The sequence below is a fragment of the Serratia sp. BIGb0234 genome (assembly GCF_024809915.1).
GTDB classification, from domain to species: Bacteria; Pseudomonadota; Gammaproteobacteria; order Enterobacterales; family Enterobacteriaceae; genus Serratia; species Serratia liquefaciens.
Map to the genome: position 1 here is coordinate 238,796 of NZ_JANUEI010000004.1, position 13,213 is coordinate 252,008.

15 protein-coding genes are annotated in these 13,213 nt (G+C 55.2%); 3 read left to right on the top strand and 12 right to left on the bottom strand.

Annotation, left to right across the window (positions count from 1 at the left end):
• Nucleotides 1–2 precede the first annotated feature (2 nt).
• The 5 genes from M2407_RS17300 to M2407_RS17320 form a co-directional block, all read right to left on the bottom strand.
• Nucleotides 3–833: an alpha/beta fold hydrolase gene (locus tag M2407_RS17300; protein WP_259218718.1), complete on the bottom strand. Its 831-nt coding sequence runs from the start codon at nt 831–833 to the stop codon at nt 3–5.
• 244 nt (nt 834–1,077) lie between these two features.
• The gene (locus M2407_RS17305) at nt 1,078–1,467 is read right to left on the bottom strand and encodes a nuclear transport factor 2 family protein (protein ID WP_259218719.1); all 390 of its coding nucleotides are present in this window, start codon (nt 1,465–1,467) and stop codon (nt 1,078–1,080) included.
• A gap of 121 nt (nt 1,468–1,588) precedes the next feature.
• The gene (locus M2407_RS17310) at nt 1,589–1,906 is read right to left on the bottom strand and encodes a hypothetical protein (RefSeq protein WP_020826922.1); all 318 of its coding nucleotides are present in this window, start codon (nt 1,904–1,906) and stop codon (nt 1,589–1,591) included.
• 349 nt (nt 1,907–2,255) lie between these two features.
• Nucleotides 2,256–2,507, bottom strand: coding sequence for a CsbD family protein (locus tag M2407_RS17315; RefSeq protein WP_020826921.1), 252 nt, complete (start codon nt 2,505–2,507; stop codon nt 2,256–2,258).
• Nucleotides 2,508–2,637: 130 nt separating this feature from the next.
• Nucleotides 2,638–4,134: a helix-turn-helix transcriptional regulator gene (locus tag M2407_RS17320; protein ID WP_116690457.1), complete on the bottom strand. Its 1,497-nt coding sequence runs from the start codon at nt 4,132–4,134 to the stop codon at nt 2,638–2,640.
• A 235-nt stretch (nt 4,135–4,369) separates the two neighbouring features.
• On the opposite strand from M2407_RS17320, the gene M2407_RS17325 reads away from it, so the two are divergent.
• Together M2407_RS17325 and M2407_RS17330 are read left to right on the top strand one after the other, a co-directional pair.
• Nucleotides 4,370–5,341, top strand: a complete 972-nt coding sequence (locus tag M2407_RS17325; RefSeq protein WP_020826919.1) for a hypothetical protein — start codon at nt 4,370–4,372, stop codon at nt 5,339–5,341.
• Between the two features lie 18 nt (nt 5,342–5,359).
• Nucleotides 5,360–5,581, top strand: a complete 222-nt coding sequence (locus M2407_RS17330; RefSeq protein ID WP_041414564.1) for a hypothetical protein — start codon at nt 5,360–5,362, stop codon at nt 5,579–5,581.
• A gap of 165 nt (nt 5,582–5,746) precedes the next feature.
• Here M2407_RS17330 and hchA read toward each other — a convergent pair whose 3' ends face one another.
• The 7 genes from hchA to hypA all read right to left on the bottom strand — a co-directional run bounded on the left by hchA (nt 5,747) and on the right by hypA (nt 12,450).
• Complete coding sequence (gene hchA, locus M2407_RS17335) at nt 5,747–6,622, bottom strand: glyoxalase III HchA (protein WP_046373535.1); 876 nt, start codon at nt 6,620–6,622, stop codon at nt 5,747–5,749.
• A gap of 108 nt (nt 6,623–6,730) precedes the next feature.
• A complete protein-coding gene (flhA, locus tag M2407_RS17340; protein WP_020826916.1) occupies nt 6,731–8,797 on the bottom strand; it encodes a formate hydrogenlyase transcriptional activator FlhA in 2,067 nt (688 codons plus the stop codon).
• Nucleotides 8,798–8,885: 88 nt separating this feature from the next.
• Nucleotides 8,886–9,899: a hydrogenase expression/formation protein HypE gene (hypE, locus tag M2407_RS17345; protein ID WP_130015747.1), complete on the bottom strand. Its 1,014-nt coding sequence runs from the start codon at nt 9,897–9,899 to the stop codon at nt 8,886–8,888.
• The gene (gene hypD / locus M2407_RS17350) at nt 9,896–11,023 is read right to left on the bottom strand and encodes a hydrogenase formation protein HypD (RefSeq protein WP_128864883.1); all 1,128 of its coding nucleotides are present in this window, start codon (nt 11,021–11,023) and stop codon (nt 9,896–9,898) included. The genes hypE and hypD overlap by 4 nt, the downstream gene beginning before the upstream one ends.
• Entirely contained in the window at nt 11,007–11,303 is a 297-nt protein-coding gene (gene hypC / locus M2407_RS17355) for a HypC/HybG/HupF family hydrogenase formation chaperone (RefSeq protein WP_020826913.1), read from the bottom strand. Before hypC ends, hypD begins: the two co-directional genes overlap by 17 nt.
• Nucleotides 11,294–12,088, bottom strand: coding sequence for a hydrogenase nickel incorporation protein HypB (gene hypB, locus M2407_RS17360; RefSeq protein ID WP_115058810.1), 795 nt, complete (start codon nt 12,086–12,088; stop codon nt 11,294–11,296). The genes hypC and hypB overlap by 10 nt, the downstream gene beginning before the upstream one ends.
• 17 nt (nt 12,089–12,105) lie before the next feature.
• The gene (gene hypA, locus M2407_RS17365; RefSeq protein WP_046373540.1) at nt 12,106–12,450 is read right to left on the bottom strand and encodes a hydrogenase maturation nickel metallochaperone HypA; all 345 of its coding nucleotides are present in this window, start codon (nt 12,448–12,450) and stop codon (nt 12,106–12,108) included.
• Between the two features lie 260 nt (nt 12,451–12,710).
• Here hypA and hycA point away from each other — a divergent pair, with 260 nt between their 5' ends.
• Nucleotides 12,711–13,178 carry a formate hydrogenlyase regulator HycA gene (gene hycA, locus M2407_RS17370; protein WP_020826910.1) on the top strand — a complete coding sequence of 156 codons (468 nt, stop codon included), beginning with the start codon at nt 12,711–12,713 and terminating at the stop codon, nt 13,176–13,178.
• Nucleotides 13,179–13,213: the final 35 nt, after the last annotated feature.

Below are 13,213 nucleotides of genomic sequence, written 5' to 3' on the forward strand. Positions count from 1 at the left end.
CATCAGCTATTTACAAAGGCCAGTAGATCGCTGTTGACCCGATCAGCATGGGTCGTAGGTATGCCGTGCGGCGCACCTTTGTAGGTAATAAGCTTGCCGTTTTTGACCAACTTGGCCGAGAGCGCGCCTGAATCTTGGTATGGAACCACTTGATCGTCATCGCCGTGGATCACCAAAACCGGGATGGAAATACGTTTGAGATCGTCGGTGAAATCAGTCTGTGAGAACGCGACGACGCCGTCATAATGAGCCTTGGCGCCGCCCATCATGCCTTGCCGCCACCAGTTCCAGATGACCGCATCCAACGGCTTGGCGCCGGGCCGGTTGTAGCCGTAGAAAGGTCCCGCGGGAACATCGTAATAGAACTGCGCCCGATTGGCGGCCAGTTGCGCCTGGAAATCATCAAATACCGATTTGGGTGTCCCCTGCGGATTACTGTCGGTTTTCACCATCAACGGCGGCACAGCACTGATCAGTACGGCTTTCGATACCTTATCCTCACCATGACGCGTGATGTAACGCACCACCTCGCCCCCGCCCGTTGAGTGACCCACATGCATGGCACCTTGCACGCTCAAATGTTTCACTACCGCAGCAACGTCGTCCGCATAGTGATCCATATCATGCCCTTCCGATACTTGACTGGAACGACCATGGCCACGCCGATCGTGCGCAACAACGCGGAATCCTTGGTTTACGAAGAACAGCATCTGGGCATCCCAATCATCGCTAGACAGCGGCCAGCCATGATGGAAAAAGATGACTTTTCCATCTTTTGGTCCCCAGTCCTTGTAGAAAATGTCAACGCCATCGCTAGTGGTTACGTAACCCATATCAATTCTCCCATTCAGCAATTAGTCAAAGGGTGATGCTTTTCTCGGCCACGCGCAGGAAAGGCCGGTTCTGGAAAATGCCAAGGAACCTTGCACCCGAACGCGAATTTGCCTTCGGTCCTACGTTGACCGTTTAGAAAGTATAGGTTTAAAGTTAACTTTAAGGTCAATAGAGGTTTTCGAACGGTATGAAGATTGGAGATTTGGCAAAGGCAACGGGGCTCTCACGCCCTCCTACATGGATTCACTCTGCCGTTGGCGTTCCCTGATGGAACCGCATCTGCCAATGGTCATCGTTCTCGCTCGACGATCGCAGCCAGATCGAAGAGCGCAAAGTACTGCGGGTCACGTTGCCGTCGGCACCGCGTTGAAAACTTCTGTAGGTTAGTAACACCACTCCTTCGGCAATAGTGGACAGCTTGAAATTTTCGGCATAAATAGGCGCCTGGCCAGTTTCTTCCTGCAATGCCGCAATGGTATGCCCTTTGTTGTAGCGCTGTCCCGAACGGCCGATCTCTTCAAAATCATCATGCAGCAGTTTTTCCACCGTAACCGAATCGTTTCGCAGCAGTGGCTGATGCAACATCGTTTCCAGAGACTGGATTTTGGTTAACAACGCTGTGGAATGGCTCAAAGCGCCCTCCTTATTGGCACTGCCTGACAGGCCAACAAGGTTGGCCCGTGATAGACAGGTCTGAAAAATAGAGTGGGATTATCGCCTGCGCTCAGTGTTCGGCAGGCTGGCAGAACAAGAATTAGCGCGCCAACTCCACGCCATCCAGTTCGGAAATCGCGAGACAGTAAACCTCTGTGAGAGCATCCACGGTATAGGCGGTATTGGCCGGGATCATAAACATTTCATGGGACTGCAGGGTTTGGTCGCCGATCTTAAGCTCACCGGACAGGACCATCAGTTTGACCCAGCCCGGATGCAGGCGGGCTGACTGGTGACTGCCAGCATCAAGTTTCAACAGCGCCGTGTGCCCATGTGCCTCGCGTTTCAAAATATGGTAATACACCCCATCGTAAGGCATTTTATCGTAGTGCAATGACGCCAGTGTTCTTTTATGCATGATAGTTCCTCGTAACCTGTGAGTCGTTGTCTGCTCGGTTGCAACATCAAGAGGCAATAGGTTCCTCACTGACCTTTACTCTGCTCCCGAAAGCACATGTTCCGTCAACATCTTTGCAAACTGATTATACTGGCCACTGATGCACAATGCGGGCTGATATTCGCATCTTTATTCAGAGCCTGTTAATAAATATATAGAACCTATGGCTCAGACGCAAAAAACGAAAGGGAGTAAAAGAGGCTTTTTTGTCACAAAATACAATGTGCAGCGGCGCGGGGAAAGCATTCGCCCGCAGGATGCGGGCGAGTCAGGCTGGGGTTTATTTGCGGTAATCAGTCAATCCACAGCCTCAGCGGCGACGTAGCAGCAGGCCTGCCAACAGGCTCACGCCGGCAAAAATCGCTACCGTAGTGAGCGGTTTCTTCTTGACCAGATCGCTGACGCAGCTAACAGCATCGCCATATTTTTCTTGTAGTGCGCCGGCAACGTAGCGGGTAGATCCCTCAGCCTGCAAACGCTCATCGCCGGTAACATCACCGGCCACTTCCTGCGCCTTGCCTACCACTTTATCCATCACGCCGTTGATTTTATCGCTGTTCATTCTGCACTCCTGAGTGAGGTTTGTTTCGACGTTTGCATAGTGCAAATGCCTGCCTTGTCTCACGATAGTAAGCCGTTGATGAACCGCTCATAAGGTCAATTTGCAGGGGATTGGTCAGTGCATTTGCACCCTACTTTCCATTTTTAGATGACCGTTCACCGGCAAACAGCCCCCGCTCTCTGGCCCAGACGATGGCTTCGGCGCGGCTATGGACGTCGAGTTTGGAATAGACCGTCGCCACATGATTACGCACCGTATTCGGGGCAAGATTAAGGCGTGCGGCGATCTTTTTGTCCGGCAGCCCCTCGCAAATCAACCCCAATACGTCGCGCTCGCGGGCGGTAAGATCGGTGAAGGAAAACCCCGCCAGGTTAGGCTTATTGATACTTTTCACATTGGCCAGTTTTTCGAGCAATGTCTGGCTAAACCAAGAAGCGTCTTGCATGACTTCCTCAATGGCAGCCACCAGATCAAGCTCAGAGCGTTTGCGTTCGGTAATGTCCATCAGTACCAGGAGATAACAACGGGCATCCTGAATGCTCACGGCATCCGCTGAAGCCACGCAGTCGATGGTTTCATTGCTCTTTTTGCGTATTTTAAGGTCTTGATTCTCGACGTTACCGCTTTTTTCCAACGTGGCAAATAACCGCCGGCATTCCCCTTGCCCATCGATAACATTGATCTCTTCGACCGTCTTGCCGATTAACTCCTCGGCGGCGTATCCGGTGGTTTTTATAAAGGCCTCATTGATGTCCAGGACCCGTTGCTTGTCCGCCGTGCACACCAGCGTGGGCACCGGACTTAAACGAAAGGACTTGGCAAACCGCTCTTCACTCTCGCGCAGCGCCGACTCCGCCTTGCGACGAGGTTCGAGGTCGGTAAAGGTAAACAGCATGCAATCTTCTTCATTGATGTCCAGCGGCTGGCCGGCGACGATCACCAGCTTGGTTCCGCCGGCCGGCAGCTTCAGCTCGGCCTGCATCTGTGGAATGGTCGCCCCTTCGCTCAGCAATTGCACCGCTTGTTCCTTGCGTTCCGCCTGTTCCAGCACGTCCAGCGCATACACCGAAGTGCCCATCACCTGATCGCGTGTATAGCCCGTCATATCGAGGAACCCCTGGTTGACCTTTATGTAGCGCAGGTCGCTCAGGCTGCAGATCACTGCCGGTGCCGGGTTGGCGTTGAACGTCTTTTCAAAACGTTGCTCGGCACTGGCCCACTCGGTGGCATCACTCAGGATCAAAACCAGCAATTCGGCTTGCCCTTTACTGTCGGTGATCACCAGGCTACGTAAACGGTGAACCCACAGGTACTCCGATTCGCTGGCGGGCCGAACTTCGACCAGTACGTCGCTGAAGGTCTCGCCGTTGGCAGCCCGGTTAATCGGATACTGTTCCGGCGTCAAAGGGTGATTGTTGCGATAACGCAAGGCAAAGCGCTCAGCATATTCACCGCCATTGGCACCCAGCTCACTCAACTTGCTCAACCCATGCATGCTCAGCGCTGCCTCGTTAGCCCACAGAATGGTCTGGTCGACCTCGGCCAGGATCACCCCTTCCGACAACCCTGAGATGATCTGCTGTAGCTGGCTACGGTTAGTTTCGTTGGCAAGGATGGACTGACTCATGTTTTCTCCAAAAGACGAAGTGGCTTGGCCGCCTGACGGCGATCGAAGTGCCTAATAGTGGCGCTGTTCCCAACAGCATAGTGCGTAACAGGTGCATTCGCGGGGTGTGAATGCACTAGCTTTGTCGGTGCAAATGAACCGGGACGGTCAGTGGTGCCAAGCGGCAGACTGATTCTGTCGGCGCGGCCCTGTGCTGTGCGTACAACCACTTGTTTAGTCAATATAAGGAATAACAATGACCACTGTCTATGAATCCAATCGCTTTGCGTTTCACGTTTCATGGGGTTCGGTATTGGCCGGGAGTGCCATGGCGTTGGTGACCTATCTGATACTGAGCGTGCTGGGCACGGCCATCGGCGCTTCGGCCGTGGATCCGTTGCATGAGGGCAACCCTCTGAGTGGCTTTGGCACGGGCACCGGGATCTGGTTGTTTGTCACTACCCTGGTCTCGCTGGCGGCTGGTGCATTTGTCGCAGGCAGAACTTCGCCAAACCGCGGCGGTTTGCACGGTCTGTTGAGCTGGGCAGTGACCACATTACTGACGACCTGGCTGGTGATTTCTGTGGCGAGCGGCGTGGTCGGTCTGGCCGGTAGCGCCGTCGGCAAGGGGCTCTCTTTGGCCGGCAACGGTATTGCCGCCGCAGCGCCGGGCATTGGCGAAAACGTCAAACAGCAGTTAGACAAGAATGGCATCAGCCTGGACTGGAGCAGTTTGGAAAACCAGTTAACCACCACCCTCAAGCAAAGCGGCAAGGCTGAGCTGGACCCGTCCAAGTTGGAACAAAAGAGCGATAGCGTCGCTGCGGATGGTAAGCAAACCGCTACTGATGCAGCCACTGACCCAACCCAGGCGGCTGCAGAGCTCAAGCAATGGTTTGAACGCGTCAAGCAATCCGGTGAGCCTACCCTGAATGCGGCAGATAAGGATGCGCTGGTGAATATCGTCGCAGCCCGTACAGGCAAGAGCCGTGCAGAAGCGACCCAGATCGTAGACAACTATGCCCAGGCTTATCAGCAGGCGGTACAAAAGGTCGACCAGCTGAAGGCGCAGGCCGAGCAAAAAGCCCGCGAAGCCGCAGAAGTGGCGGCGAAACAGGTATCACGCGCGGCATGGGGTTCATTGCTGATCCTGCTGTTGGGCGCGGCGCTCAGTTTTGGCATCGGCCGCATCGCCATGTCAACCCGTCGTCCCCTGGCTGTAGGGTGATGAATAATGGATGTTTCAATGAATAGAAGGTTGTCAGGTATCTCATTGAACTATCGAAAAGTGGTGGGTGCTTCGGTCCCCGTACTGGTCATCGATTTCTTCAATGAAAAAAACGAGCGTTACACTCTGCGCTATAACTTGCCACCGGACACGCCGGAACGGACAGAGCGCCGCGTATCATTGCTGCTGCACCTGCTTCGTAAACAAAAGCCGATGGATATCGGTGACGCAACGTCATAAATCTTGTTGAATCCGCTCAACCCGCGCCTGCTGGCGTGGGTTGAGCCTTAATCACTCCCCCTCTGAATAATATCGTTTTTTCGTCGTCAGATTTATTTCACCCTTGCAGATGCCAGGGCAAAACAGAACGCCGTTCTTAAACCTATGTCGCGTCACTGACGCCGTTCATCGAGCCGCAACGTCGGCAAGCAACGTCTCTGCGGCCAACTTACCCAGATTGTTGGAGGCCAACGGGCTGTCGCCGGTCAACAAACGACGGTCTTTGTGGACTTTCCCGGTGATGTCGCTGTTGAGGATCTTGACGCCCAGTTCGCGAAGGCGTTCACCGACCAGCCAGGGCATTGGGCCCGGAATATAACCGATATCGATATTGGCGCCGGTATCTAGCGAGTCGGGGAACACACAGATCTCGTAACCGCGATACAAGAAGTTTTCCTTGTCCTCACCCAAACCCGCCGCCAACAATCCGGCAGGCCCGTGGCACAGTGAAATCACGTAACGGTCGTTGTCATGCGCCCAGAACAGCGCTTTTTTCACGTCTTCGCTGAAGGGAATGTCGTTAAGTACCCCATGACCGCCCGGGATAAAGACACCGATATAATTACCCGCATCCAAGTCCTTCACTACCTCAGTCAGCTTTTTCGGTTGCTTGAGCTGACGGCGATATTTCTCATAGGTGGCCTTGACCGCCGCATCCTCACCAGGGAATGCCCACATCTCAAGCTTTACCGGGTCGCCGGATGGCGTTGCAACGTCGATTTCGAATCCGGCAAGATCCATGTGGTGCATGGGCAATAACATCTCCACCGGGTGGTTCCCGGTAGAGAAAAATTTTCCGTTTTGCATCATCAGATAGCGTTCCTGAGACGCAATCATCAACACCTTCCACTTGCCGCCTTTATAAGGCGCAGGATAGTGGGCGCCGTCAAAATCCGTCTTTGCCGACGTGTATTTACTCAAAGAGTAAGGTGACGGAAAGAACGCATTTTCTTCAGCGGCATCAGGGGCAGGATTACGATCTTCGGATGGTAAGTTAGTCATGATGATCTCCTTATGTGCGATTTGCATTGCAGCTTTAGCTTAGGTAACTCAGCCTAAAGCCGCAATGAGGGATATTCCTCATTAGCTGCCCCTAACCCACGCGGCGCTTCACTTAACCAAAATCCCCCATTTCTTCATGCGTGAAAGCAGCGTGGTGCGTTTCAGTCCCAGGCGCTGAGCGGCCCCGCGTGGGCCGGCAACCACGCCGTTGGTTTCCTTCAGCACCCTGATAATCTGCTGGCGCTCATCTTCCCCTGGCTGACTGGGCTCCGCTTTGGGAACCGGGAGCGCCATCGAAGGGACCGGGTATTGCAACTCAGGCAGTTGCAGGTTCAGCACCGTACCACGCGTCAGCAGTACCGCACGTTCGATGACGTTCTCAAGCTCGCGCACGTTTCCCGGCCAGGGCATTTGGCTCAGCAGGCGCAAGGTTTCCGCCGGGATACTGTCGATGGTACGTTTCATACGGCGCGCAATTTTGTAGGTCAGAAACTTCACTAACTGCGGGATGTCTTCCGGCCTCTCACGCAATGGCGGAATAACGATCGGGAAGACGTTAAGCCGATAGAAGAGATCGCTGCGAAACTCGCGGTCGGCCACCATCTGTTGCAGATCCCGGTTGGTCGCGGCAATCAGGCGCACGTCCACCGAAATCACCTTGTTACCGCCAACGCGCTCGAACTCCCTCTCCTGCAGTACCCGTAGCAGTTTCGGTTGCAGCTCTACGGGAATTTCGCCTACCTCATCCAGAAACAGCGTTCCCTTGTCCGCCAGTTCAAAACGCCCCATTCGTTGATTGGTCGCCCCGGTAAATGCCCCTTTTTCATGACCAAACAGATCGCTTTCCAGCAACCCGGCCGGCATGACTGCGCAGTTCATTTTCACCATGCGCTGATCGCGTCGTTCGCTGAGGTTGTGGATGGCACGGGCTATCAGCTCTTTACCGGTGCCGGTTTCGCCGAGGATCAGCACCGAACAGTCGCTTTTCGCTACCATTTCCACCTGTTTGAGCACGGCGGACATTACCACGCTGCGGCCGACAATCTCGCCGAAGTCCGGGTTATTGCCGTTAATCTGCTCGGTCAGATACAGGTTCTCATGCACCAGGCTCTCTTTGAGCCGGTTAATTTCCTGATAGGCCAGCGCGTTATCCACCGCAATCGCGATACGCTCGGCGATCTGCTGCAACACCCGCAGGTTGGCAGCGTTGAAGTTGTCCGGCTGACATTGCGCCAGCTTGAGTACGCCCAGGGTTTTGTTGCCGAAAACTAACGGCAGTACGCACAGCGTTTGAATTTGCTCATGCCAGAGATCGAACAGCTGGCGCTCATAGGCTGCCAGCCGGTCGGAATGCTTCAGATTCAACAGCAGCATTTCACCGCTTTGCATCACCTGTTCCGACAAGGTGCCCGCCAGCGCTACGCTGTACTGCTGACGCTCAACCACGTCCTCTTGCAAATAGTGGGTGGAATAAATGGTGACCTGTTCGGTTTTATCGACGCAAAGCACAATGCTGATCGCGTCGATTTTGAAGAAACGGTGAATTTCCTTTGAGATCTCACCGATCAAATCATCCAAATCGAGTTTCGACAGCACCGCGTTGGTCACGTCGACCAAAATACGATAATCATCTCGTTCATGGCGCAATTGCCGTTGACGGAGTTCCGCCTCCTCCCGCAGCTGGAGCTGCTCTGCCGCCAATGCCACCAACTCCATCAGTGTCTGCAACTGTACCAGGCTGGCGTCGGCGAACGGCGCCGGGTGACAACGTAACACTTCACAACCGCCAATCAGGGTACCGCCTGCATGCAGCGGCATCAGGCAATACTGATTAAAGGGTAAATACAGCGCCAGAGCCCCGATTTGCGGATAGCGCGCGTGCAGATCATCGCTCTGCCAGCGCTGTGGCAGCGGGCTTTGTCGCAGCCGACTTACCGGGCCATTTGCCAGCAGGGTCTCATCCTGATAGCTCACCGGCTGTCGATGCGCATCCAGGCCATAAAAGCTGACCCGTTCGCTGTCGGGGTCAAACAGCACCAGCGTGACCTGATCCGCCAATTGCAGGCGTTGCAGTATCTGACGCAGTTGCAGCAACAGATCGGTGAAACTGCGCTGGCTCAGCAGCGTGCGGGTAATTTCCAGTAGTTCTTGTTTTTCTAATTGTGCATTCGACATTGTTTATCACTTGCCTGAGTCGCGATGAAGATTTGTGAGTCACATCGCAAAGTGTAACGCTGGGCCGCGACGTTCTCCCCCGACGGGATCAACAAATCCGCGGCAAAGGCTCGGCATGCGGCAAATCCAACAGGCGGCTGATGCCATAAGCGCCCTGCAGCCTTACCTGTCGCCCCTCCGTCACTGTGCCAATCAGCGCCGCGTCCGCGCCCAATGGGTGAGCACGCAAGGCACAGAGCACGTTCTGTGCGGCTTGCGGTGCGGCCACGACCACCAGTTTTCCCTCGTTGGCAAAATTAATGGCGTCCAGCCCCAGCAATTCACAAATACCACGCACTGCCGGGGCGATCGGCAACAGGCTTTCTTGCACCTCGATGCCCACGCCGGCCGCACGGGAGAACTCATGCAAAATGGCATTCACCCCGCCACGGGTCGCATCACGCATCGCCCGCACACCGTCAATGGCACGCAATGGCTCAATTAACGGCGTTAACACCGCACAGTCGCTGATCACGTCCAGAGACATACCCAACTTTTCGCGCAGGTTGAGAATAGTTGCCCCGTGATCCCCGAGGGTGCCGCTGACAATCACGGCATCGCCGACGCGGATATTTTGCGCCGCCCAGTTCAGGTCGGACGGGATCACCCCGATACCGGCGGTATTGATAAACACTTTGTCGGCTGCGCCACGCTGCACTACCTTGGTATCCCCGGTGGCAATGCGAATACCGGCCTGCTGCGCGGTGGCGGCCATCGAGGCGACCACGCGTTGTAACTCGGGCAGCGGCAAGCCTTCTTCGAGAATAAAGCCGCAGGAAAGATAGCGCGGCAACGCGCCGCTCACCGCCAGATCGTTGGCCGTACCGCAGATGGCCAACTTGCCTATGTCACCGCCCGGAAAGAAAATCGGGTCAATCACGTAACTGTCGGTGGTAAACGCCAGCCGATCACCCTGCTGCGTTAACTCGGCCAAATCCAACCGTGCCTGATCTTCACGCTGATCCAACTGCGGGTTGGCAAAGGCCGGCAGGAAAAGATCGTCCAGCAATTGCTGCATGGCAGCACCACCGCTGCCATGAGCCATAGTAATCACGTTATTCATGCCGGCGTCTCCTCTGTTTCACGGCGATATTGGTACCAGGCGGCGCAAGCCCCTTCGGACGAGACCATCAGCGCGCCAAACGCGTTTTGCGGCGTACAACCGCGACCAAACAGCGGACAGTCGCGCGGTTTGCATCGCCCGGTGAGCACGTCTCCGCAGCGGGATCGCGGATCGTCAGCCACTTGCCGCCGCTGCGGACGGAAACGACGTTCGGCATCAAAAGCCTGGTAGCCTGGCGTGAGGGCAATGCCTGAGTTGGCAATGGTGCCCAGCCCGCGCCATTCGCTGCCGCCTCCCAGGACAAAAACTTCGCTCATCGCCTGCTGTGCCAGCCGGTTGCCCTGTTCCGGTACCACCCGCCGGTATTGGTTTTCGGTTTGGCTTTGTCGGCCAAGAAACTGCTCGACCAGCATCAGCACCCCTTGCAAAATATCCAGTGGCTCAAAGCCGGTTACCACCAGGGGTTTGTGGTATTGCCTGCTGATAAAATGATAGGGCTCGGTGCCTATCACCATGCTGACGTGGCCGGGTGCCAGAAAACCGTCAATGCGTACATCCGGCTGTTGCAGCAGGCTGCGTAAGGTGGGGATCAGGCTGATGTGCTGACAAAATACGCTGAAGTTGCCCAGGCCTTCCTGCCGGGCCTGTTGCAGGGTAATCGCCGTGACCGGCATGGTGGTTTCAAACCCCAGCGCGAAGAACACCACCTGCCGTTGCGGATTTTGCCGCGCCAGCATCAGGGCATCCAGCGGTGAGTAGACCACGCGCACGTCGGCCCCGCGCTCGCGCGCCTGCAGTAAAGACCCCTGCTGTCCTGGCACCCGTAGCGCATCGCCGAAGGTGCAAAAAATCACTTCGGGGTGCTCGGCGATTTCGCAGCAGGCGTCGATGCGCCCCATAGGTAAAACGCAAACCGGGCAGCCGGGGCCATGAATGAATTCGATTTGCGCCGGCAGCAGCTTGTCGAGGCCAAAGCGGAATATCGCATGGGTATGGCCACCACACACCTCCATGATTTGCAGCGGTCGTTCGGCGGTAAACGGCAACTGTGCGGCGCGGTGCCAGATATGTTGCAGCAGTTTCTTTACCCGCTGCGGATCGCGAAATTCATCTACGTAATCCATGGTTATCCTCCCCCGCCAAAAACAGCGCCACGTCCTGTTCCACTTCCCCCATCGCCTGCAGTGCTGCCAGCATATCCTCGGCCTCTTGTTGATCGAGGCGGCTCATCGCAAAGCCCACGTGAATCAATACCCAACACCCCAGCATCGCTTCTTTGGGTTCACCCTCCCGGCAAACCAATGCGATATTCACTTCGCGCTGCACGCCGCAGACGTCGGCCCAGGCGTGCTGAGGCTGGTGTTGATCCAACGCCACGATCTGCCCGGGGATCCCTATGCACATAGCTGCCGCTCCAGCCAGGCCAACCACTGATCCATCCCTTCCCCCTGAGTCGCAGAAAGGGTAATTATCTCGATGTCGGGATTAACCTGACGGGCATTGGCGATACAGGCGGCCAGATCAAACTTCAAGTACGGCAGCAGATCGACCTTGTTCAGCAGCATCAGACGTGCGGCGGCGAACATATGCGGGTACTTGAGGGGCTTGTCTTCCCCTTCGGTGACCGACAGCACCGCCACCTTGTGCCGCTCCCCCAGATCGAAGCTGGCTGGGCAAACCAGGTTGCCGACATTTTCGATAAACAGCAGGCTGCTGGGCTTGAGCTCCAGACGCTGGGCGGCTTCGTGAACCATTTGCGCATCCAGATGACAGCCTTTGCCGGTATTGACCTGGATCGCCGGCACGCCGGTGGCGCGGATACGTTCGGCATCGTTGGTGGTTTGCTGGTCTCCTTCCACCACCGCGCACTCACGCATCCCGCGCAGCCGCAGCAGGGTTTCGGTCAGCAAGGTGGTTTTGCCAGAACCGGGGCTGGAAACCAGATTCAACGCCAGGATGTGTTGCTCGGCAAAATACTGGCGATTGCGTTCGGCCAGACGATCGTTTTTATCCAACACCCGGGTTTCTATTTCCAGCATTCGCCGCTGGCTGATGCCCGGCGCATGGGTGCCCGCCAATCCCAGTCCATAATGCAGGTCCCCCTGCAGAGGCCGCTGCGGGCGAAACGGTACCTTTGCTTGCCCTTCAATCGTCATTTCCCCATGGGCACAACCGCAAGTGCTGCACATGTTCTTTCTCCTTTCAGTTATTCAATTTCCAGACGTTTTATTTGCAATCCATCATCGGCCTGCACCCGCAGGTTTCTTCCGGCGCAGTGCGGGCAGACCAAAACCTGCGGGATCAACAGCTCGACGTCAGCCTGGCAGTCATAACACCAGGACAAGGCGCGTTGTTCAGTCAGATGCAGCTCACAGCCTTCGGCCAGGGTGTCGCGACATACCATGTCAAAACAGAACCGCAGCGATTCCGCCTCCACGCAGGAAAAGGCGCCAATTTCGAACCACACCGCGGTAATACGTTTCGCACGATGTTGACGAGCCTGTTGCTGCATTATTTCCATCGCATGTTGGCACAAGGTTATTTCGTGCATCCGGCCTCCACTCAGGGTGATAAAACGTTTCGTCACCCTGCGTTGCAAATATGGTGCCAAAACCCATTCGGCATATTTGTCGAGTGTCATGACGTCGACAGTAATTAGCTGGCAGCCCCAATCCAATTTAAAGATTAATTCCAACCCTGATGATTGAATTAAAAGGAAATAATGAAAATCACCAGAGACTGGCACGCTTTATGCTTTAAGTCGTTCACCCGAAGCGATTCGACAATGACCATCAATTTTGAGTGACGACAATGAGTACTATCAGTGAAGTAACCAGCCAGGCCGATTATATCGCCAACAAAAGCAACCGCCTGATGGCGCAGTGGCAAACCTACCACAGCACCTTAATCAAAGCGGTTACCACCACTAAAAAGAAGATTAATCATCAGTTTACTTACGGTCAGGACGACGATCTGCGTTTTGTGCTGTTCAACCACTTCACGGTGAGCATTCAATTAAGTGAGGGGTTTTACAGCCGTGATATCTGCTATCGCATTAATTTGGCATCGCCGCATGAAGCGGAGAATTTCGCCCCCTTCGCCCATGCCTCGCTGGATGAAGACGGCAATATTGACGGTGTAATAAACAATCGCGATATGCCGGCGGTATTTGAACATTATCTGGATAAGATCGCCGTTATTTACCAATGCCTGTTTGATTCGCTGCATGACGGCCACGCCATTCATGACGCACTGAAAAAAATAACCCTGTCCGTCTGACTGTCGGCGTTACTCACTGACAGAAAACTGTCGAA